This window comes from Lactococcus cremoris subsp. cremoris KW2, from assembly GCF_000468955.1.
GTDB lineage: Bacteria > Bacillota > Bacilli > Lactobacillales > Streptococcaceae > Lactococcus > Lactococcus cremoris.
The window spans coordinates 897,389-920,094 of the sequence record NC_022369.1 but is presented as its reverse complement, the minus strand read 5'-3'; the positions used below and the strand labels follow the sequence as shown (position 1 = coordinate 920,094).

The 22,706-nt window shown below is 33.8% G+C and carries 24 protein-coding genes; 5 read left to right on the top strand and 19 right to left on the bottom strand.

What is annotated here, in order from left to right:
- Positions 1-7: 7 nt before the first annotated feature.
- From KW2_RS04475 to KW2_RS04425, 11 genes are all read right to left on the bottom strand, one after another.
- Positions 8-1,453: an ATP-binding cassette domain-containing protein gene (locus tag KW2_RS04475; RefSeq protein ID WP_021037052.1), complete on the bottom strand. Its 1,446-nt coding sequence runs from the start codon at positions 1,451-1,453 to the stop codon at positions 8-10.
- Positions 1,454-1,515: 62 nt separating this feature from the next.
- Positions 1,516-2,424, bottom strand: a complete 909-nt coding sequence (locus KW2_RS04470; protein ID WP_021037051.1) for a phosphodiester glycosidase family protein — start codon at positions 2,422-2,424, stop codon at positions 1,516-1,518.
- 325 nt (positions 2,425-2,749) lie between these two features.
- A complete protein-coding gene (locus tag KW2_RS04465; protein ID WP_021037050.1) occupies positions 2,750-3,469 on the bottom strand; it encodes a DUF4811 domain-containing protein in 720 nt (239 codons plus the stop codon).
- Positions 3,469-5,013 (bottom strand): MDR family MFS transporter, encoded by a 1,545-nt coding sequence (locus tag KW2_RS04460; RefSeq protein WP_021037049.1) that lies wholly within the window; start codon positions 5,011-5,013, stop codon positions 3,469-3,471. Before KW2_RS04460 ends, KW2_RS04465 begins: the two co-directional genes overlap by 1 nt.
- Positions 5,006-5,470 (bottom strand): MarR family winged helix-turn-helix transcriptional regulator, encoded by a 465-nt coding sequence (locus KW2_RS04455; RefSeq protein ID WP_021037048.1) that lies wholly within the window; start codon positions 5,468-5,470, stop codon positions 5,006-5,008. The genes KW2_RS04460 and KW2_RS04455 overlap by 8 nt, the downstream gene beginning before the upstream one ends.
- Positions 5,471-5,625: 155 nt before the next feature.
- Positions 5,626-6,267 carry a DUF4767 domain-containing protein gene (locus KW2_RS04450; protein ID WP_021037047.1) on the bottom strand — a complete coding sequence of 214 codons (642 nt, stop codon included), beginning with the start codon at positions 6,265-6,267 and terminating at the stop codon, positions 5,626-5,628.
- A gap of 172 nt (positions 6,268-6,439) precedes the next feature.
- Positions 6,440-7,177: a class I SAM-dependent methyltransferase gene (locus KW2_RS04445; RefSeq protein WP_021037046.1), complete on the bottom strand. Its 738-nt coding sequence runs from the start codon at positions 7,175-7,177 to the stop codon at positions 6,440-6,442.
- Positions 7,178-7,400: 223 nt separating this feature from the next.
- On the bottom strand, positions 7,401-7,586 hold the full coding sequence (locus KW2_RS04440; RefSeq protein WP_011675871.1) for a hypothetical protein: 186 nt from the start codon (positions 7,584-7,586) through the stop codon (positions 7,401-7,403).
- Between the two features lie 335 nt (positions 7,587-7,921).
- Entirely contained in the window at positions 7,922-8,467 is a 546-nt protein-coding gene (locus KW2_RS04435) for a hypothetical protein (protein WP_021037045.1), read from the bottom strand.
- Between the two features lie 261 nt (positions 8,468-8,728).
- Positions 8,729-8,920 (bottom strand): hypothetical protein, encoded by a 192-nt coding sequence (locus KW2_RS04430; RefSeq protein ID WP_021037044.1) that lies wholly within the window; start codon positions 8,918-8,920, stop codon positions 8,729-8,731.
- A gap of 142 nt (positions 8,921-9,062) precedes the next feature.
- A complete protein-coding gene (locus KW2_RS04425) occupies positions 9,063-10,547 on the bottom strand; it encodes a P-loop ATPase, Sll1717 family (protein ID WP_021037043.1) in 1,485 nt (494 codons plus the stop codon).
- Positions 10,548-10,817: 270 nt separating this feature from the next.
- Here KW2_RS04425 and KW2_RS04420 point away from each other — a divergent pair, with 270 nt between their 5' ends.
- Complete coding sequence (locus KW2_RS04420; protein ID WP_021037042.1) at positions 10,818-11,093, top strand: hypothetical protein; 276 nt, start codon at positions 10,818-10,820, stop codon at positions 11,091-11,093.
- Positions 11,094-11,211: 118 nt separating this feature from the next.
- Here the strand turns inward: KW2_RS04420 and KW2_RS04415 are convergent, their stop codons facing one another.
- The 3 genes from KW2_RS04415 to KW2_RS04405 all read right to left on the bottom strand — a co-directional run bounded on the left by KW2_RS04415 (position 11,212) and on the right by KW2_RS04405 (position 12,785).
- Entirely contained in the window at positions 11,212-11,703 is a 492-nt protein-coding gene (locus KW2_RS04415) for a hypothetical protein (RefSeq protein WP_021037040.1), read from the bottom strand.
- A gap of 96 nt (positions 11,704-11,799) precedes the next feature.
- The gene (locus KW2_RS11755; RefSeq protein ID WP_021037039.1) at positions 11,800-12,420 is read right to left on the bottom strand and encodes a GH25 family lysozyme; all 621 of its coding nucleotides are present in this window, start codon (positions 12,418-12,420) and stop codon (positions 11,800-11,802) included.
- Between the two features lie 131 nt (positions 12,421-12,551).
- Entirely contained in the window at positions 12,552-12,785 is a 234-nt protein-coding gene (locus KW2_RS04405) for a hypothetical protein (RefSeq protein ID WP_021037038.1), read from the bottom strand.
- A gap of 280 nt (positions 12,786-13,065) precedes the next feature.
- Between KW2_RS04405 and KW2_RS04400 the strand changes: the two genes are divergently transcribed.
- The 4 genes from KW2_RS04400 (at position 13,066) to KW2_RS04380 (ending at position 16,363) form a co-directional block, all read left to right on the top strand.
- Positions 13,066-13,422, top strand: a complete 357-nt coding sequence (locus tag KW2_RS04400) for an XRE family transcriptional regulator (protein ID WP_021037037.1) — start codon at positions 13,066-13,068, stop codon at positions 13,420-13,422.
- A gap of 28 nt (positions 13,423-13,450) precedes the next feature.
- On the top strand, positions 13,451-14,008 hold the full coding sequence (locus KW2_RS04395) for a hypothetical protein (RefSeq protein ID WP_021037036.1): 558 nt from the start codon (positions 13,451-13,453) through the stop codon (positions 14,006-14,008).
- A gap of 52 nt (positions 14,009-14,060) precedes the next feature.
- Entirely contained in the window at positions 14,061-15,098 is a 1,038-nt protein-coding gene (locus KW2_RS12100; protein WP_021037035.1) for a hypothetical protein, read from the top strand.
- 119 nt (positions 15,099-15,217) lie between these two features.
- Complete coding sequence (locus KW2_RS04380; RefSeq protein ID WP_021037034.1) at positions 15,218-16,363, top strand: tyrosine-type recombinase/integrase; 1,146 nt, start codon at positions 15,218-15,220, stop codon at positions 16,361-16,363.
- Between the two features lie 81 nt (positions 16,364-16,444).
- On the opposite strand, the gene gyrB is transcribed toward KW2_RS04380, so the two are convergent.
- The 5 genes from gyrB to KW2_RS04355 all read right to left on the bottom strand — a co-directional run bounded on the left by gyrB (position 16,445) and on the right by KW2_RS04355 (position 22,612).
- Entirely contained in the window at positions 16,445-18,400 is a 1,956-nt protein-coding gene (gyrB, locus tag KW2_RS04375) for a DNA topoisomerase (ATP-hydrolyzing) subunit B (RefSeq protein WP_011675870.1), read from the bottom strand.
- A gap of 153 nt (positions 18,401-18,553) precedes the next feature.
- Positions 18,554-19,201, bottom strand: a complete 648-nt coding sequence (locus KW2_RS04370; protein ID WP_021037033.1) for an HAD family hydrolase — start codon at positions 19,199-19,201, stop codon at positions 18,554-18,556.
- Positions 19,202-19,266: 65 nt separating this feature from the next.
- The gene (locus KW2_RS04365; protein ID WP_021037032.1) at positions 19,267-20,112 is read right to left on the bottom strand and encodes a VOC family protein; all 846 of its coding nucleotides are present in this window, start codon (positions 20,110-20,112) and stop codon (positions 19,267-19,269) included.
- 174 nt (positions 20,113-20,286) lie between these two features.
- Positions 20,287-21,867, bottom strand: coding sequence for a hypothetical protein (locus KW2_RS04360; RefSeq protein WP_021037031.1), 1,581 nt, complete (start codon positions 21,865-21,867; stop codon positions 20,287-20,289).
- Positions 21,848-22,612: an ABC transporter ATP-binding protein gene (locus KW2_RS04355; protein ID WP_011835457.1), complete on the bottom strand. Its 765-nt coding sequence runs from the start codon at positions 22,610-22,612 to the stop codon at positions 21,848-21,850. Before KW2_RS04355 ends, KW2_RS04360 begins: the two co-directional genes overlap by 20 nt.
- Positions 22,613-22,706 lie beyond the last annotated feature (94 nt).

Sequence of the window (22,706 nt, the reverse complement as noted above, 5' to 3'; positions counted from 1 at the left end):
TCTCTTTCTATTGTCCTTCTGTTGAGCTAGTAGTCGTTTGTGGTATCTTAATGATTTGTCCGGGGCTTAGCATTTCGGGATTTAAGTCAGGATTGAGCGTTTCAAGTTCACTTATCGTAGTATTAAATGTTTCAGCAATTGTACTAAGTGAGTCACCAGTTTGAATAGTATAGGTCGATACACTTGTACTCTGAGAACTTGAAGGGCTACTGGTTGAGCTACTACTTTTTTTTGATACAGAGGAGGCTTGAGATGTAGTTGTGGTCTTCACGGTTTCTTCAGAAGATATCTCAGCAGTTGAGAGGGCACTTGCTGCTTTTTTAGCGGCTTTTCTTGATTCGCTTTCACTCATACTAATGAGTTCGCTACTAATCTTTTCAGAGAAAGTGGGATTTGCTCTAAAGGCGTGATTTTTGAAAAAGCTAACAGGACTCGCTAGGGCTTTGATGTTTGTCGTACTACTGGTATAGAGCAAAACACCAAAAATACATACAAGTGCCATAATAACAAGAAGTCCCTTTGAACCAATAGAAAGTTTATTATTTTTCACAAAATCAAGTTGTTCTTTAATGCTTTCGTGGTTTGAGCGGGAATTTTTTAAGCCATATTCTTCTTCGAGTTCATCTTTAAGCGTTTCAACAGAATAGGTCAGTTGTTCCCTTCTTACCTTTTCTTTATACTCATCTTGTTCTTCTGGTGTAAGTCGAATAAACCATTGAACGAAGTTAATATATTGGGGTAATATTTCTTCGGTTGGTCCATATCCTTTGACTTCGCCATAATGAAGCCAGAGGACCTTGTCACACCATTTTTCGATGGCCATCATATCATGAGAAATAAGAAGGATTGTTTTTCCTTGCTCCCGAAATTCAAACATTTTATTGGCAGATTTTTGTCCAAAAGTGCCATCTCCAACGGAAAGAACTTCGTCAATAATCAAGATATCAGGATTTTGATGCGCGGCGATTGAAAAGCTAAGTTTGGCGCGCATTCCTGTTGAATAGGACTTTAGGGGTTGATCAATGAAAGGACCGAGTTCGGAAAATTCGATGATGTCTTCTAACTTTTCATCAATTTCACTGTTGGTCATCCCCATCATCAAGCCAACAACACGAATATTTTCTCGTCCTGTGAGGGTAGGCATTAGTCCTGTTCCTAAGGCAATAATACTTACATCCCCATTAACCTCCAGTGCTCCTGTTGTCGGAGTCATTGTGCCACTGATGAGCGTTGATATCGTAGATTTTCCAGAACCATTTAGCCCTATGATTCCAATTGTTTCACCATCATGAACTTCAAAACTTACATTTCTCAGTGCCCAAAATTCCTGTCCTTTGTCTCGATTTAGACCAAATAAAGTCTTCATCTTATTGCTTGTTGTCTCAAGCATTTCAAATCTTTTTGTTAAATTGGTCGCTTTTACCTTAAGTTTTTTATTGTTATTATTTGTCATTTGAACTAATTTTCCGTTCTAATATATCTATCATTTAGCAACTCAGCTGCTAATGAGGTTTCTCATTTCAAAACAATATAGTCATTTACTGACCGATTATCTTGACTAGCATAAATTACTTGCCCGTTTAATGACATTTGACTGGAGCCGCCCCCATCCATTACGAGAGCATTTTCTAAATGAAGACTTTCAAGTTCTGACATAATTGCCGGATAACCTGTATTGGTATCTGAGATAATAAGATAGATGTTATTGTCTTTATCATTTCCTAAAAAAGAATGAATTTCCCAATTAACAGTTCCATCGCTTGGTAAACTTTTCCCATTTTTTATTAGAATGGAGCCAAAACTAAAACTCATATCAGCGCCTTTTTTTAATATTTCACTTGCTGGTGTAGTTGAATCATAAACCTCTGATGAACCATCCTTATTAAATACAAAAGCATATTTGGCTCTTTGGTCAGAGTTCCAATCTTTGAACAGCTTTCCATTGTTAATTTGAAAACCCGTGATTTTCCCAGTTGTCATGTTAAAGCCAGAAGCATTCATAATTAAGCTATCTGGATACTTACTGACCACTTCTGTCATGCTCAATACAGGACTATCAGTCGAAGTTGCAGTTTTTAGAACTTGCGGACTATGGACTTTATAAATTTTAAAATTTCCTGTTGAAAGATCTGTAAATTTTTCTCCACTTCCTTGAGATTTTACTTGAAGCCAATCTGATACGCCAGTATTTTCTACTGGAACAATCGCTTGAGCCTTTTCTGTAGAACTTTGGTTTTTTGATACCTGAGAACTTGAAGAAAGATAACCATTTGATTCAGAAGTTTTTGTAACCTGTTGGCTGGTCGCTGGAGGAATATATGTTGCTTTATCAAAAATGTATTTTCCTACCATTATTAACAAAATAAAAAAGATTAGGATGAGTGATGAAACCAATATTTTTTTCGGAAAATTATTCTTTAACATTTGCCCCTCTTTCTTTATAATGATTTTCTAGTCTAATTTGGATTAAATCTTTCATATTATATCACTCTAAATTTGAGATATCTAAGAAAATTTTAAATATTTATCAAAAACGGCTTACCTTACAACGCTTAAATTTATTATTCGATATTTTTTAAAGGATATTTTGTGATGTATGAAAATTAAATTTCTTTTATTTGTCAATTGTATTATTTACTTTAATTATTGTCAAGAAAAATAACGCAAAGTAATTCACTTTACGTTATTTATATTTACTTAATTTATATGTAATAAAAAGACTCCAAATAATTTTGAAGTCTTTTTATTATTATTCTGTAATTCCAAGAAGTTGCTTAATTTGTTTGACTTGCATTTTAGCATATTCTGTTGGATTTGATTTTTGGAGGGCAGCAAGTTGTGCTGCTTTTTGTGGGTCAGCTTTAAGCTGTGCTTCCATTTGTTTTTGCATAGCTGGAGCTTCTTGACTTAGTTTTTTAACTTGGTCTTGAGTTAAAACGAGCCAAGTATCTTTCGGAACTGATACAACAGATTGTTGTTTAACCAATTCATTTTGTTCTCCACCAACGCTAAACAGTAATTTATAAAAATCAGATGACCAAACACGTCTAGTTGTTTTAGTCGTAACTGTTGCTTTAGTATCGTCTACTAATTTATAAGTTGCAGATTTTTTAACAGCTTCAACGATATTTTTTTGATTTGGTTTAAAATTAGTATCAGCTTTTTCAGCTTTTTCACTATTTCGATATACCAAAACATAGTTGTCAGTATTTTTTCCGATTTCTGCTTTAATCATCATGCCATAAGGAGCTGTTTTATCTCCAGCAGTATAGATTTGGTGAGTACTTGAAGTTGTTACTTCTTTCATTCCCCAGTTATCTTTGATGTGCATGGTCAACATAGCAACAGAACCCGCTAATAATAGAAAGGAAATTCCACCAACTAACCAATGAGCAATTGTATTCTTTATGAACATGAAACCAAAGAAGGTTCCAATCATAAACACTACCAATAATAATATAATCAGCATTATTTATTTTCTCCTTTCACTTCTTGTTCTTCAACTGGTAGGCCAGCAATCATTCGGCCACTCTTCAAAGAAAGAGCTACAAAAATACCGATGATTGCAAAGACAAGTCCAATTGCAAATGAGGCATGGTAACCTTGCAACATTGCTTCAATAGCTTTATTTGCAAATTGCAATGGATTGGCTGCTTTCAATGATGAAGCAGGCATATTATTCGTAATTACGTTTTGGGCTACTGAAGAAAGGAGGGCAACGACAACTGATGATGCAACTTGACGAGCTGTATTATTTGAAGCTGTAGCTTGAGCAACTTCATTTACTGGCACTGCATTCATTGCGCTTGTTGTCAATGGCATCATAACCATACCTACACCAACCATACGTAAGCCGTAAAGAAGAGTAACAAAATGATCAGGAGTTGTAGCTGTGAAGAACATAAATGGTACAGTACCCAATGCTAAAACAAGGAAACCAATAACGGCGAGACGTTTTGAACCAATACGGTCATAAACACCACCAGCAAGTGGGGCTACAACAGCCATCATCAATGAACCAGGTAAGAGGACAAGTCCTGAGTTGAAGGCAGAAAGTCCGTGAACATCTTGAAGATAGAGAGGAAGCATCATTTCAACACCCATCATTGCCATTGTGCTTAAAGCAAGAGCGAGAGTGACTAAAGTAAATTGTCGAATCTTAAAGACACGGATATCAAGGAAGGGATCGTCCATCTTAAGTTGACGCAATCCAAAGAGAAGGATGATAATTAAACCACCAACAATTGGGGCAATTACAGTATTAAATTTACCCCATCCATCCGTTGCAACGTTAGTGAATCCCCAAAGGAATGCACCAAAACCGGCAACTGAAAGGATAACTGAAAGGAAATCTAATTTCATTGGACGGTTTGGAATAACATCTCGCATGGCAAAAATTGAAACGAGGAAGACAATTCCGACGACAATCATTGGAATAAGGAAAATAGTTCTCCAACCTGCATCAAAAGTCCAGAAGATAAGATTAAAATCATGAGTGATTAACCAACCTGCAAATGTTGGTCCTAAAGCTGGAGCAAGAACGAGTACAACCCCAGCAACCCCCATGATAGCTCCCATTTGTTTCGCTGGGAACATGTTAACCAAGGCCACTTGCATCAATGGCATCGTAATCCCAACCGCAATGGCTTGAAGAATACGACCAGCAAGGAAAATCCACCAACTTGATGTTGGTGCAGAGTAAGCAACAAACATTCCTAAAAATAAAATTGCGTATGCTGTCACGTAAAGCCAGCGAGTAGGGAATTTTGTTGCTAAATAAGCTGAAATAGGAACCATAATCCCATTTGCTAATAAGAACCAAGTTGTTGCTTGTTGTGCTGTTGACATTGTGATGTTGAAGTCATTCATCAATGTTGGAATCGCTGTTCCAAGTGATGTTTGCATCAACATGGCACCAAATGTACCAACCAGAATCAAAATAAGCATTCCGATTCGGCTATAGTGTTTACCATGTATATCTAAATGGTAATCTTTTTCGTAAGTATCAGGCATTTTTTTCCTCCTCTTTACCTTTATCTTCTTGTGCGAGTTTCATGCCAATTTCTAAAAACATTTTGAAATTTTCAATGAAACTTTCTGTTCGTTCTTCACCCATTTCTTCAAAAACTCGCGCCAAATTTGAGCAAGCTTCTACTCTAATTTCTTCTGCGACACGTCGACCTTTGTCAGTAATTGCAACCAAAATTTTCCGACGATCTGTTCTTGAAATCTCACGAGTAATCAAGTTTTTACTTTCAAGATTATTTAAGATTGTTGCTATTCTCGCCGTACTTGTATGCGTGAATTTTGCAATCTTACTTGGAACAATTTGCTTACCAGCTTCCTTATAAAGATAGCCTAACACCAAATGCTCCCCCTGGGAGTAGGTATTAAAGCGGTGCATCATCTCTGCTTTTCCTCTTTTTATAACAGTTGTGAGGAAAACCTCCGCTGCCTTGTTGTAGTCCATTTTCACTCCTCCCTAACGGTAATATTTATTAACGACGTTAACTATTATAATCCGTTCGCTATCTTTTGTCAAGAATAAAAATTCTTTAAGGAAAAAATTTTTGAGTTCTAAAAAAGCCTGCAATAGCTTGCAGACTTACTTTTAATTTTATAAATTTATCCAACAATTCGAGCAAAGGCATTCTTTAATTCATTATTCTCTGTTTCTTTTAAGTGTAAATAATGATTGGTATTTCCTTGATTTTGGCCAGTGTAGAGCACAAGAGGACGTCCAGCTTTAAGCACAAAGAAATAGACATGATTTTCAAATGTATTCTTTGTCCCAAAATCCGAGTAAACATCAACTAATAAATAACCTCCTTCTCCTTCTCCTGTCTCTGACCACATTAAATCAATCGGTTGATTATTAATAGCCGCTTTCCAAGCTGTATTATCATTTAATACTGAAAATGGAAGAGATAGTCCATAAAAGTCAACGTTATGCGTAGGATCATATTGACTATAGTTTTGATTCATTTCTTTCCCCCATGCACTCATAAACTCTGCAAGTCGGAACTTCTTTTCTGAATTCCATTTTATTTCTGTTTGAATCGTTGAACTTGATTCGTCAGTTGTTGTTGTTTTTGAACTACTAGTTTGACTTTTTGTACTTGAATTATTTTGAGAGGTAGAACTTTGCTGAGAGATGGAGCTACTTTCAGAAGTCGTTTTTGAAACTTCTTTAGTTTGTTTTGAACTGCAAGCTGACATTCCAAATGCCGTTACTAAAAGAATCGTAACCATATATATACTTTTCATTTATTTTCTCCTAATTTTATTCTACCTCAAAAGTAATAAAAAAACTATTTATATCCTAAAAAAGTATTAAATTTTAAAGATTACTAAAGCCAAGTATCGTCAAATATTAATAATACTGTATATAGTAAATAAAAGCCCCTAGATTCAGTTAGGAGCTTTTAACATCAAGAAATTAGCGACTAATTTTTTTAGCCGAAATGATAAGCATCATCGGACGCCTCATTTCATTTTTCATTTCCTCAAGTTCTCTCATTTCAATCGGAGGTTTAGGTTCAATAACATTAGTAAGTTCAAATCCTGCATTTAATAAAGTCATCAAATAGGTTGTCACTGTTCTATGATATTTAATCACTGACTCTCCTAGAAAATTGACTTCCCTCGCACCTTCATAATAATAATTATCAACTGGAAAATGACGGATATTACCGTTCTCATCATAAGACCAATCTTGTTCTCCAGAAGAAGTAAACAGGGGGTGTTCGACCGAAAAAATTAATTCACCATTCTTTTTAAGACATTTTGAAATTTTCTTCACTAGCTCCTCAAAATTTGAAATATAATGAAGGGCTAAAGAACTAAAAACAATATCAAAAGAATCAGTTGAAAAATCTATCTCTTCTATTGCAGACTGTTGATATTTAATTCGGGCATCATGATTCATTTTTTTTGCCACTTCGAGCATCTTATGAGAAAGGTCTACTCCTACTACTTCTAGCGCTCCATGGTTAGCCGCATATTTACAATGCCAACCATAGCCACATCCTAAATCTAAAACTTTCTTTCCTTGAAAGTTTGGTAGTATTTTTTCTAATTCATACCACTCTCCTGCAGCTATCAAACCTTCTTTAGACCTTGGCATTGCTGCATAATTTTTAAAAAACTGGTCATCGTCATATTTATTTTGTTGCATTTTTTCTTCTCCATGTAAATATAGTTAGTGATTTTATAGATATTTACATGGAAAATACAATTTTTTGAGCAATAATTCCTTGATTCATTTGTCTCCTTTTATAATTGTTTAAGTAAGATTTTGTAATTTATAAACACATTCTATCACATGCCTTATAAAAAGTCACTCAAAATTCAAAATAAAGTTTAATAAAAAAAGTAGGGTTTCCTACTTTTAAGAATAACTATTCCTTTTCTTCAACTTCTTTGAGCGCTTTTGAAGCTTCGCCAAATAGTTCTTCTGCTTTACTTGTTGTCTTCTCAAATGTATCTTGAATTCCTGTTTGAGTTCCAACAGTTGCATTTCGAAGGGCTTCTTCTTCGAGTTCCTTCATTTGCTCATCACTCAATTTTGGATTCATTTCAGGCATAGACATTCCTCCTTCTTAAAATCATTATATTACAAACCAATTTAAAGCGCTAACATTATGCTTAATAAAAAAAATCCAGATACAACTGGATTTTTTTATTAAGCATCAATCGTTGAGTATCCATTTAATAGTAGAAAGTTGTAGATGACCCCTCAAATTACTTTAAAATAAAGGAATTAATTTAACGATATTTCGTATGGAAATAGATAAAAAAATATACTTTTTTACAGTTTTTGCCCCTTTTTTGCCCCCTGATAAAAAATGCCAGCAAATTGCTGACACCCATGTTTTTGTAATTTGATAGCAAACTGATTAAACTATTTTGTTGTACCGCCCTAAGCGCGTAAGCTATTAAATGCAACCCCTTCGTATTTCCATCCATGGTTTACCAAGTTATCTCGTTCAAAGCTACTTGTAGTATAGAAATGAGCACCAACTGTTGCATTTGGATTATAAAGGCGGTAAACCGGAACTCCTACTTTGGCTGTTGGAAAAATAATTTGGTCTCGTTTCCAACCTTTTTTAACCAATTCAGAAATCTCGTATTGATTAGAAGTGTAGAAGTGATCTCCAGCATTTGGATTATAAAGGCGAGACACTAAAGGACCTTGATTTGAGTTATCTTTACCAACTTCAAACTCAGGTACAAAAAATGCATTTCCTTCATCAGACCAACCAAGATCTGTCAAACGGCTCTCTTCAAATATACTGTTTGTATAGACATGTTCTCCTGTATTTGGATTATAAACTCGATTAATAATCCCTACTGATATGTTTTCATTCGATGAACTATCGGCAGAAACATTTGTAGGGATGATTGAACCTAGTAATACTGCGGCTCCCATGAGACAGATTGAGGTTAAAATGGTTGTTTTTTTCATAATACTCCTTTATTACGTAGTGCAAATAGTCTACGTTACGTTTCATATTTTACCAAAAACATAAGGGGCTATCAATTTATTATAAGCAAAGTAAAGACAAAATTGGAATAAGTGTCTAATTAGTATCTTACTAAACAATCAAAAAAAGCACCCGGAGTAATGGGCGCTTAGGAGTTTTATGAAAAAGTTATTTTTTGGAATAACTTAATTATAGTACTTCTTTCTTAAATGAATAATAAAAGAACTAGACATTTTTAATTTTCAGTATAACTCAACTTCAAACGGGTCAGAGAATGACTCATCAGCAAGGTACCACTTCTTACCGTCATTAAACATTCTTAAGCTATCATCTGAATCAAGTCCTAAGCTTCTGGCAGATACTGTTGCAAATATTTCATTATTCTCATCGATTTCAATATCTGATTTTTTTATTTTTATCGGTTGAATATCCATTATTTGCCACCTCCAATCTAGTTAATTGTATCTTTCTTAATTATAAACTGTTGAACACTGGCTGTAAAGAAAAATATTTACGGCACAGATTTAATTCTGTTATTTAAGCAAAAGAAAAACGCCCCGGAGGGCGAGAAACTTATTATGGTTTCAAATTTAGATATTTTTTTAATCCTTGGTGAACTCTAAATTTTGTTTTATTATCAACACTTGGGCTGTGGCCTAATCTATAAGTAAAATCAACATTTCCATTTTGGAGTTGTATGCCCAGTATACTATAATCTCTCATTTTTTTTAAGTCCTCAAGTAGATTCGGCATTTCTCCATCTTCTGTTTTTTCAATAGCAAATTTTGTCAATTTTTTTATTGTAAAAGTAGTTAATCCTCTTTTCGAAATTACTTCCAGCACTTTTTTTATCGAAGATTTAGTTTCAGATATTTTTAATTCATTTAACAGTTCATCGTTAAACCATCTTGAATAAGTTTGTTCAATTTTCACCAAATTGTTTATTGTTATTTTTTCTGAAGTAGGAAAATGTTCTTTATAAAAATTTAAATAAGATATTAGATCTCTTGGACGTCCAAAACTTCTTTTCATAAGGAATTCAAAAACATCTTTTTCAAAAAATATATTATGAATTTCTGATAATGACAAACTCCCAAGCTCTTCATTATAGCTCTTTTTTATTTTGTGTAATATCATTTTCATTAACGGATGTTCAGCTGGTTCCTTATATCCTGTATTGAACCATCTTATTTCAATACCTGAATCAGTTATTTGTTTATTAAGGTTATTAGTTATATGTTGCAAGTAATCTATAATATCTCTTCTTAGTACCAAACAAATTTTGGAAGAGTTATATTCTGCTAAAATATTATTCAAAGCATCAGCTGAATATATCATGTTTTTCATTAAAGACATAAAATAATTATACTCAATATCTTCTTCAAATTGATCCATGTCGTCATAAAAAATAGTGACTCGTTTTTTAGATTTTTTAAGAAGAGATAGAACTAATTTTTTTAATTCAGGAAGTTCTTCATAGTATTTGATAGTTCTTTTGGTTACGCTTTCTGTTTCGGAAGCTTTCAGAGATGAATTAGCATTCACTTTTGCTAATTTGCCTACTGAAGTCCCTACGTTATTACCTTCTTCATACGTATTACTCGTAACTATGTTTTCTATTCTTGAATGTTCAGAATCAAGCATTCGTTTTAGTTTTTTAACATTATTTTTTTGGAAAATTTTAAGAGGTGAGAAAAATTTTTTAGAATTATAGTATTCACTTAATTCCTCTCCTATTTCTAATAGAAATACATATTCCCAAAATAAAGAATTTTCTTCTCTATTTATTTCATTATCAGCAAAATTTAAAAGCTTCTTTTTCGTGAAGTCATTTGCAAAACATTGCCTTGATAAATTGTTAGAACTATCTAAAAACTTCTTATGGGCATAAGAAGATAATGTTGTTTTACCAGTCCCTTTTCTCCCAATAATAAGGAACTTATCGGTATTATTCAAAACATCATAATGCCCACCTTCTTCATAAAACATTTCAGAAAAATTGGGAAGCATAGCTTCTTTAGCACCATCAGCTTTTCCAAAATCAATATTTTTTAATTGCATAATCTAAAAAATCCCCCCCCCCCAAAAAAAAAACTATTAGTATACGTTGGCCTTATTTCAACTAAATATTATATAGTTTACTGCCAACCCAGACTAATAGCTACAATCACATGATTTTTATTTTATTAGTCTATCATTTGAATGATGTTTTGTCAAGTGATAACTTCTTATAATAAAAAAACACCCACCGAAGCGGATTTTAATTCCCATAATAAATTAACTTATGCTATACTTAAACTAATTAAATTAACTCTATAGGTGGAATTATATATGTTCATTTTTTTAGCTCTTATTTTGGGAGCGACAATCTATGGTTCTGTAAAACACTGGATACATAAAGAAAAACCAATAAGAAATATCCAAGAATTATTGCAGATAGATGTTATCATTTATAGTATATTTGCAATTATAATGTCAGTACTCATTATTGTATTTTGTACTTATTTAATGATTTTAAATAAATCATTAGATAACCTACCATGGATTGCCATTTGTGTGCTTGTTATAATTGTATCTGCACTATTCTTCAAAGAAAATAAAATTTAAAAAAGCCCTGACCGGAGTCAGGGTTAATTTTATAATTTATTCACATTCAATCGACGTTGTATTTCTCTGACAGAATCAGATACTGGGCTAATAGTACCGTCTAATAAGCAACTAATAATCATAAATCAGTTCTCATTAACCTCATGATTTTTTTCTCTTTCTTTCTCATATTTTCTATTACTTGTTGATATACCTCTGCTTTAAAAAACATTTGAGTTTCCTCAACAAGTAGTCCTCTTAGCCAAGTATCCAGTATATTAACAAAATGTTTTATTTCATCTGATACTCCATCAGATCCAAGCAAGCTAACAAGTAGAGATTCTTGATTTAATTTTTCTATTTTCAAAAATAAAGCTCCCACTTTTTCTGCGCTTTCCTTATCCTTTTCCTCTGTGAGGGGTTCTATAATTCCCAAGCCGCTGACAGAACCCGCAAAATCTTCTGTTTTTTTTATTACAAGATGAATTTCATTTAAGACCGAAATATAACTTTCTTTACGCTCACTTCTTCTTTTCTCTTTCGCTCCCATCAAAGAAATAATATATTGAGAAATAGAACTAATAAGTCCCCCAATAACCACCCCTATCAAACTATAAATTGCAGACGACATTTACCCCTCCATACTTAAGCTTATTATCCTAATTTTGAGGACATTATATCATAAATTTCTAAACAAAAAAAGCACCCGTCGAAGCGGGTTATTTCTTTATTTAAAACTAATATACTCTACTTTATACATTTGCCCCCATAAATCAAACTGTTTTTGAGTTTTAAACTGAGTTGGAATATCTTTTCCTGTGATTTGCTTGTAAGTACCTGAATAATGGTCTAGTGCCAATTTTCCAGCATTACCAGCGAATTCAACACAGCGAATACCCTCAAATAGCATTGTACCGCCAGTTGCTTGTCCTTTGTCATCTACTACGTTGAAAATATAAATCATTTTTGAGTTCTCCTTTGTTGGTTGGTTAATATTATAGTTGCTATTATATTGAGTGCTTAATGCACGCCACTGTTCTGCTGTAACGTAGAACAATGATTTATCTAGTGGAGTGGAGCTGAATTGCCACCCTGTTAATGTTTTAAAGTTTCCTAAAGAATATGGAAATTCACAAGGACTCCAACTTACATCTTGGGAGGTTGGATATCCCGCAAACCAGAGCCAAGCTGTAGAATATACAGACACAGGCATTTGAGCCATATCATTTGAGTTTCCATAAACTCCAGCCTGTAAGCCAGTTAATTCTTTTACACGATTTAAGAATGTATTAGCCCACTCTCCATTTTGATATGCGGAATTTTGATATTCTTCCCAATCCAGAATCAAGTTAGGAGGATTAATTCCATACTTTTATCATTACTGTATCTTTTTTGACTCCAAATTTATCGGCCAACTTTTCGTCATTGAACCAATAATCAGAATCAATCTTTTTATAATCAACCATGAACTCTTCTCTCTTAATCTAAGTCAAAATATTTAATGAGAAATGTGATAAACCACTTGATTGATTTCGTGTATTTTACATCTCTTCCGTTCAAAATCTTGCTGATATCCGTATTTGCGAATTTATATGGTGGCTCTTTTATGTTTTCGTAAGCCCAAATGACATCTTTATTACCTTTACCTTCTTGTTCCAAATACTCAACAATTTTCTTTCGTTGAGAATCAAAACTTTGTTCTACTTCTGACATTTTCGTCCTCCTATCTTTAAAAAGTTAGATAAAAAGTTAGATTTTTTGTAGTTTGCTCTTGACAACAAACTACATTTCGTATAGAATATAGGCATAGAGAAAAGCCATAATAAAAACATTTAAAACCGCCGGGAAGCTCTTTTACATGTTTGTAATTAGGTTGTTTTTCTAACGTTTTATCTAACATTTTATCTTACAAGAATCATTATATATGTTTTTGTAGTTCTTGTTAAGAGTTAAAATTACGTTTTTGTAAATATTTTTATAGGAGACTTATATAATGGCTAATACTACTACATTTGATAGGATAAAAAAGCTTGCAGAAAAAAGAGGAAAGTCTTTACCTACTGTATCTGCGGATTTGAATTTTAGTGATAATTTATTTTATCGTTGGAAAACTTCTAATCCTAAAGCAACTGACCTTGCTAAAGTTGCCGACTACTTTCATGTTTCGGTTGATTATCTGCTAGGACGTGACGAGAATGAACCTGAAAATCAAACAGTTGATTTAGCTGAATTGGCTAATAAACCTAAAGATTTTGACTGGGGGAGTGTTCTGTCAGTAGGTGGTAAACCTATCCCGGAAGAGGATAAAGAAATTATTCGCCGTTTATTCGGCCATAAACTACCTGATTGATTATAAATTAAAGAGAGGATGGTAGTTTATGACAGGTAAAGAACTACTAGAAAACATAATTGTTAAAATCGAAAATTTAGGTATTGAAATTAAATTTGAAAAATTGAATGGTGCAAGTGCTTATATCTCATACAGATATGGTTGGGGGATCATAGATATAGAAAGAGCAACTACATTTGAAATATGCCACGAATATATACATGCTAAAAATAAAGATATAATCCGTCACTCAGATAATGACTGGGATAATCCTTGCGAAAAAATTGCAGACAAAGAAGCCATTCTTCTTCTATGGGATATGTTTGAAGAAAATAATGGAACAACCGAAGATATTTCTCGTTTTATTGAAACTACCGGTTGTCCAGAAAAGCTAACCAAAATCGTAGTATTGAAATCTAAAATAAAAGCCTGGGACAAAGAAGAGGTTCAAGAACAAGTTAATGAGTATATCAGTCATTCAGATGAAGATCCAGCATCTTGGAATCTTTATAGAATAATGGATGCGTGCCACATTGATTACAAATGGGAACAGCTTGTTAAAGAAATACTTTTCGATATCAGTTCAAATTCAATGCGACTCGCTTAAAATTAATGAGCAATATCTTGAATCTCAATAAAAGCTAGATAGGAGAAAATTTATGGAAAAATTAAAAAACTTATGGGATGACAAATTGTGGTTCAAAATACTAATAATTGTTGTCGTACTAGCTTTAAGTTATTGGTTTGGAATCATTGCAATACTTTTAGGAATGGTCCTATTCATTTATGCCATAGTAACAGTTATTAGAAAATATATTTTTAAAAAAAATACTAGATTTAAAGCACGTTACATACTTCTTAGTTTCCTTGCCTTGACAATCATTGGTGGATACGGTTATGCACAGACACATCCAGAAGAAATGGAGCAAAGTAGAATTAGACATCAAGCCGCTGATGCCAAAAAGGCTCAGGAGGCTGAGAAGACTGCCGAAGCTAAAAAAGCCGCTAAGGCTAAAAAAGCTCAGAAGGCTGCCGAAGCTAAAAAAGCTGCTGAGACCAAAAAGTCTGAGGACGCTAAGAAGGCTGCCGAAGCTAAAAAAGCTGCTGAGACCAAAAAGTCTGAGGACGCTAAGAAGGCTGCCGAAGCTAAAAAAGCTGCTAAGACCAAAAAGTCTGAGGACGCTAAGAAAGCTGCCGAAGCTAAAAAAGCTGCTAAGACCAAAAAGTCTGAGGACGCTAAGAAGGCTGCCGAAGCTAAAAAAGCTGCTGAGACCAAAAAGTCTGAGGACGCTAAGAAGGCTGCCGAAGCTAAAAAAGCTGCTGAGACCAAAAAGTCTGAGGACGCTAAGAAGGCTGCCGAAGCTAAAAAAGCCACTGAAGAGAGTAATTTTTATTCAGCAATGACTTCTGCTGCACAAACTGTTAATAATAACTTAGGAAGCACTGCCATTGATAGTATTGACAAAGGATCCATATATCCAGTTGTTTATGTTCAATTAAACATTATTTTTGCTTCTTACACTAATATGGAAATAAAAAGTTTAGTTCAAACTTTGAATGAAAGTTTAGTTCAAATCTCAATTAACAATGGGCAAAAAAACCCTCAAATTAAATATTATATCTCAGGAGTTTCTATTGGAGAAAATCGTTCAATTTTGAACCCAAACGAAGTCAAATTTAATTCAAATTTAAAATAAAAAAATCCACCCTATCTTTGGTCGGACCAGGGTGGATTAAATTTCAAATACAGTATAAGCACTTCAAACGAAGGTCTTTTACTGTACTCATTTTATCATAGAAATGGAGTAAAAATCAAATGTGGATAGAAACATTAAAAAACGGTAAATTTAAATATTGCGAGCGCTATATTGACCCATATACAGAAAAAGCAAAAAAAGTATCTGTTACTCTTGAAAAAGATACTGCTCAGGCTAAAAAACAAGCCTTAGAGATTCTTAATGATAAGATTAATAACCTTACTAACGAAGATACAATAACTGTCAAAATAACTCTTTCTGAGCTTTATGAAGAGTGGTTTGCGAGATATAAAACGACAGTCAAGCCTCGAAGCGCTCTAGTAACTAAAAAAGTTATGAAAAAAGTCTTCCTGTCAATTCCAGAGGAAAACTTAGTAAAAAAATTAGACAGAAAGATATTCATAGATTTCCTAGAAGATATATATACTTTTGGGGATATGTCTTATTCCTATTCCACTCAAATAAAAAATACTTTAAATAATATGTTTAATTATGCTGTAGAAAGAAAATATATTTCTAATAACCCTGTAAGTCTCATAAAAATTAGACGAAAAAAGGATGAAGAAGAAAATTATAAGCAGAAAATGGACAGTAAGTTTTTGGAGAAAGATGAAGTTGCAAAAATTATTGACTTTCTTAATCAAAAACAAACCACTAAGCTTCACGCAAGAATAATTGAGTTCTTGTGGCTCACTGGTTTAAGATATGGTGAGCTTCAAGCTCTACAATGGAGAGACTTTGACGGAATGAGTATTGATGTTAATGGTACGCTTGGAGTATATGATAGAAAAGCAAAATCTGTTACAAAAACAAGCACAAAAACTATCGCAAGCAATAGAGTAGTTGATTTGCCAAAGAGGGCCGTTGAAATACTTGAAGAAACAAAATCATATAATGCAATTATTTTCGGACACGTTCTACCAAATGATTATATCTTTCTCTCTCGAAGAGGGGGGCCACTCAGTATAGCAGCATTTAATAGGATGCTAAAGGTATTACAGGAAGAATGTAATATAAACAAAACTCTTTCTAGCCATATTTTTAGGCATTCTCACGTTTCATTATTAGCAGAACTCAATCTACCTTTGAAATCAATAATGGAACGTGTTGGACATTCTAATGCCAATACCACATTAAAAATATATAACCACGTTACCAAGAAAACCAGAGCTGAAGTAATTGATGCTTTGGATAATTTAAAATAAATTGCCCCTTTCTCGCCCCTTTTTCAAAAAATAAATAAAAACAAAAAGAAAAACCCTTGATACACAAGGGTTTTTAATTTATTAAGCATCAATCGTTGAGTATTGAGCATTATTTTCAATAAATTCACGGCGAGGTTCAACACGGTCTCCCATGAGCATATCAAATATTTTATCTGCTTCTGCTGCATCTTCGACAGAAACGCGTGCCATCAAACGATGTTCAGGATCCATTGTTGTTTCCCATAGCTGATGGTCGTCCATTTCACCAAGACCTTTATAACGTTGGACCGTAGGTTTTGTTCTCCCTTGCGCCCAGCGTGCTAAAGCTTCTTGTAAATCCTTTTCTTGATTTTCACCTGGTTGAATGTATTCTTTAGTTTCAGAACCTACTTTTATACCATAAATTGGTGGTTGAGCAATATAAACGTAGCCTGCTTCTACAACTGGACGCATATAACGATAGAATAGCGTGAGCAGTAGTGTTCGGATATGAGCCCCATCAACGTCGGCATCGGTCATGATAACGAGTTTATGATAACGTGCTTTGGACAAATCATAATCTCCCCCAAAACCTGTTCCCATGGCAGTAAATAATGAACGGATTTCTTCATTGGCTAAAATTTTATCCATTGTTGCTTTTTCAACGTTCAAAATCTTACCACGAATTGGGAGAATGGCTTGGAATTCACGATTACGTCCCGATTTAGCAGATCCTCCGGCTGAATCTCCTTCGACAATAAATAATTCTGTTTGTTCAGGATTATTCGATGAACAGTCTGCTAATTTACCAGGAAGATTTGAAATTTCAAGACCTGATTTTTTACGTGTCACTTCACGCGCACGTTTAGCTGCAATTCTGGCTTTACTTGCTAAAATCCCTTTTTCTACAATTTTACGAGCAACTTGTGGATTTTCCAACATAAATGTTGTCAGTGCTTCGGCAAAAAGTTTGTTGACAATTCCTGTTACTTCTGAGTTTCCAAGTTTTGTTTTAGTTTGTCCTTCAAACTGTGGATTAGGGTGTTTAACTGAGATAACGGCAGTCAATCCTTCACGCACATCGTCACCAGTCAAATTGTCTTCATTTTCTTTAAGAATTTTATTTTGTTTGGCGTAGTTGTTAATGACACGAGTTAGGGCAGTTCTAAAGCCTTGTTCATGTGTTCCACCTTCATGAGTATTAATATTATTCGCAAAAGACATCACTACTGAATGATAAGTATCTGTATATTGCATGGCAACTTCAACAGCAATTCCATCCATTTCACCTTCGGTAAAAATAGCTGGTTCAAAAATAACTGTCTTATTTTCATTCAAATATTCAACATAAGACTGAATCCCACCTTCATAATGGAAGTGAACTTCATTTTTTTCATTTCCTTCACGTTTATCTGTTAAGGAAATACGAAGACCACGATTCAAGAAGGCAAGTTCACGAACACGCGTTGCGAGTTTGTCAAAGTCAAATTCAACAGTTTCTGTAAAAATTTCTGGGTCTGGTACAAAGTGAACAGTTGTTCCTCTAAGATCAGTTTCACCAATAATTTTCAAATCATCTCTAACGAGACCGCGGTGATACTCTTGAAAATATTTTTGACCATCTTTATGGACGGTAACATCTAAAGTCGTTGACAAGGCGTTAACAACAGAAGAACCTACACCGTGTAATCCACCAGAAACCTTATAACCGCCTCCGCCAAATTTACCTCCGGCATGTAGAACGGTAAAGACGGTTTCTACCGCTGGACGACCTGTTTTTTCCTGAATATCAACAGGAATTCCCCGTCCATCATCAACAACTGTAATTGAATTATCAGGTTCAATAAAAACCTCAATATGGCTTGCAAATCCAGCAAGTGCTTCGTCAATTGAATTGTCAACAATCTCCCAGACCAAATGGTGCAAACCTTCTTTTGATGTTGAACCGATATACATCCCAGGGCGCATACGTACAGCTTCAAGACCTTCAAGGACCTGAATCTGGCTGGCATCATATTCGTCTGCAAGCATTTCTAAATTTTTATTTTCTTCGTTCAAAGTTAACTCTCATTTCTATGAAAAACTTATTACCATTATACCATAAATCGGCGATTTTAGCACTTTTCTAAGGTATTTTCATCTCTAACTCTTCAGATATAAATAAGCAAATTTCCACTGAAATTTGCTTATAATCAATTGATTTTTAAAAGATTACAAAAGAATATCTGTCAGTTCATGAATAATATGGGTCGGTTCATTAGTAAGTCGGACATTCTTTGTAGTGTCAGATGTTTTTACTGACTGAATTGAATCATTAGAGCTATCAAAATAAATGGTTTCTACTCCAGCAGCATTTCCAGCTTCAATATCTAATGAGCGGTCACCGATCATCACTGTCTTCTTTGGATTAAGCTTATACTTGCTCAACAAATAGTTAATTGATTCTGGCGCCGGTTTTCGTTTAAAACCATTATCAGCTGTAACAACTTCTGTAAAATATGAGCCAATCTCTGCTGCTGACAGAATTGTCAGTACTTGATGATTACGATGTGAAATCATAAAATTTTTCTTACCATTTACTGACAGACTTTTCAGTACTTTTTTTGCACCAGAAAAGAGAATTGGCTTTTCTAATTCTTCGGCCTCTAATTTTTTATATTCCTCTAAAAATCCCGGTAAATCACTCGCAAATTTTTCAACAGCATAAGCCGTTGAAACTTTCAGTGCATCATATACGTCAGTACGCAAAACAACACGCTCTGCCATCGACCATAGTGTGGCAGCAAAGGCATGGCTAGAACTTTCATAATTGTCTAGCAAAGTTCCGCCTAAATCCCAGATATAATTTTCGTAGTCCATGTAAAATATTATACCACACCTATCGAACTGATGTATCTGTTAAATAAATGTATTTATTATTGAATTCATTCTAATTTAACAATTATTTCATTGCCACTCAAATCTTCGATAATAAGTTTATTTTCGTCAGCAGATTGTAAACGCGCCATCTGCTTAGCATGTTCTTTTATCTGATTAAAGAATGCTTCATCATCAACATATATGATGAATTCTAGCAATCCAGGTAAATCTGTCGTGCGGTTATTCAAATTGCCCCCAGCCCAATTATTGAAGGCAAAATGATGATGATAGTTCCCCGAAGAAATCCAACTTGCCGAATGAACCGCAAACTTCTCTGTCATTTCAAAAAGCTGCTGATAAAAATTTGTCGCCTCTACGACATTTTCAACAGTCAAATGAAGATGACCCATTCTAGTTTGAGCTGGAAGCTTATATTTGTTTTCACTTTCTGTAGCTATCGTCAAAAGACTTTCTGCATCAAGGTTTTCCGTTATACCGATAATTTTATCTGCCTGTTTATCCCAAAGCTTCTCATCATTATCCTGATAAACTTCGATTCCATTTCCCTCTAGGTCTTCTAAATAAATTGCCTCGCTGTAACCGTGATTTGCAGCACCAACAATTGGAAATTCATTCTCTAGCAGGTGCTTTAAAAAATTTCCCAAATCAGAGCGGCTCGGTAAAACTAAAGCCAAATGATATAAACCATAAGCTTTTGTATCATCACTCTTGACTTTTTCTAAACGAATAAGTTTAGTCTGGGATTTTTCACTCCCTAAATCAACACCTGTTTCATCTTGATTTAAAATATCCATTCCCAAAACTTCTTGATAATATTGTGTTTCTAATTCTAAATTAACAACATTTAATGTGACTGAACCTAATCTTACTTTTGATTGATATTGGTACATAGAGCCTCTTTTCTATTGTTATTTCACGTTCAAATATACGTTTACATTCGTAAACCCTAATTACATTATAACTTTATTTATTAATCTGAACAAGAAAACACACTTATTTCCTTTCTTAATTTTTTTTATAAAAAAATTACTCCTAAAGCAGAGTAATTTTATTGTTAATTTTTATCAGAGATTATTCCAAAAATTTTTCTGATAAAAATGAAGTATCACTCCTACCGAAAATCCTAAAAGGAGGACTAGGGCAAGGTTAACAACTAAAGGATATGGAATAAAGATAATCAGGGCAATAATTGCTCCAATGAGTGCTCCTGCTCCCAAAAGCGTAGCAAAGAAAATGATAAAAACCCGAAATCCCCCAGAACCTCTTGTAAAAAGTTGAGTCAACGCAGTCCAATTTAAATTTAAGAGATGCCAATCTCTGACAAAATAATGAAGTGAAATCAGATATACCCCAATAACATTCCCAATTAACAGCCCAAAGAGCAAGGTAACAGGAACTTTCAGTAAAATACCAATCACTAAAGATAAGATTAAATCAAGAACTAGTTGAATAAAAAAGGCAAAATGAAATTTCACTCTGAGATAGAAATTCAACTTCATGGGTAAGCTTTTAAAATAATTAAAATTTTCCCGATCAAGTGAGATAATCATTGAAGGAAGAGAGCTATTGTTAATGGTCAGAAAAGCTAAACTAATTCCGATGATAGGAAAAATAGCAAAAAATTTCAAATCCAATTTTGACAAATTTAGACCACTAGATAAAAGACCGGGCAGCATAGCAAGCGGAAAAATAAAGGATCCTGTCAGCATTTGAATCCATAAGGTAGGATTTTTAATTAGTCCTAGATTATAAATTCTTAATTGTGAGGTAAAATTTCTCGTTCTTCTTATTTTTCTTTTTTGAACAATTCTCGTTTCTTTTGACTCTTCCAAGAGAATTTTAAACATTTTTGGAACCACTAGAAGTGTAAAAACATAGTAAAGAGCAATCAATAAGATTATAAAAAAGAGAAAACTAAATAAACTATAGAAAGAGAACGGATTTACTAACCATTTCCAAAAAGGTAAAAATGGCAGAAAAGTTCCTCTATCCAACAACTTACCTGTCGCACTAATCGTCGTTTGAGCATTATTTAGATACATAATCCCAGCAAAAATTCCAACCATTGAAATCAATAATAGTATGGTCTGGGAAACTTTTTTATAGCGTTGAAATATTTTAGATTGAACCAAAAAAGTAATCAACCATGTACTAAGCAGTAAGAATAATAGAGCAAACAGAAAAAATCCAACTAATCCGAGAAAGAGGCCAATCACTCCGTTTGCCCTAAAACCTGTTATTCCAAAAAGCACCAAAAGAGGCATTAAATAAGGTAAGATAACAAAAATTACAACTAAAAATTTAGCAGCAAAAATATTAACATTTTCAAAAGGGAGAGGCAGATAATCTCGAAAGTCTTTGCTCTCATAAAAAATATTTAAAATTGCTGACAAGGCTTGAGAAAAAGTCATCAGGGCAAACAGAGCACAATAAAAAGTAAAAAATCCCGGATATTTTGGGAAGTCAATTGCTAACATCATCAGTCCGAAAAATGGCAACATGATGAGCGAGACAAGCCCATATTGAATCAAAAGTGATTTGGTTAAATTTTTTGTTTTACCTTTTTCTCTTTGACGTTGGGTGGCTTGAGGATTGGCATAAAGGAGGTTGACACTAAAAAGACTTTTAATTTGTTGAAGATTCATCATCGTCTCCTCTATTTAGCTCTTCTTGCTGACGACCTACCATTTTGAGATAAACCGACTCCAAAGATTGATCTTCTGCTGAATCTAATAAAGCATCAACTGTTCCCGAATAAATTAGTTCGCCAGCTTTTAAAATGGCTAGTTGATCACATAGCTGTTGCGCTACTTCTAAAGCATGTGTAGAAAAAATAACCGTTTTTCCTTGGGCAGCGTGTGCTTTCATCAGATTTTTTAAATCAAAAGCTGCTTGAGGGTCCAATCCTTGCAAGGGTTCGTCAAGTATCCAAATATCAGGAGTCGATAAGAGAGCCCCAATGACAATTACTTTTTGACGCATTCCATGAGAAAAACTTTCAATTGTTTGATATTCTTTCCCTTCAATATCGAAAAGTCGTGTAAGAGTTTCTAGTTGTCTTTCCTTTTCAGAGGTTTCAAGTGCAAAAGCTGAGGCAATTAAATTCCAATATTCTTTAGGAGATAATTGTAAAAAGATATCCGGAGTATCAGGAACATAGCCAATTCTTTTTTTGATTTCTGAATGATGTTCAGCAAGATTTAAACCATCAACTAAAACTTGTCCACTTGTCGGTTCAATAATACTCGTCAGACATTTTATTGTTGTGGATTTCCCTGCCCCATTATGTCCTAAAAAACCGAATATTTGACCTTCTGGAATTGTTAAACTTAGATGATTTAGAGCATACTGCTTGCCATACATCTTTGTTAATTCTCTAATCTCAATCATAAATTTTCCTCAATTCATTTTATTTTTGATGTTAAATGCTATCTTTGCATTTATTATATCATAGAATATTCTGAAAAAAGTCAAAATCTTGTAT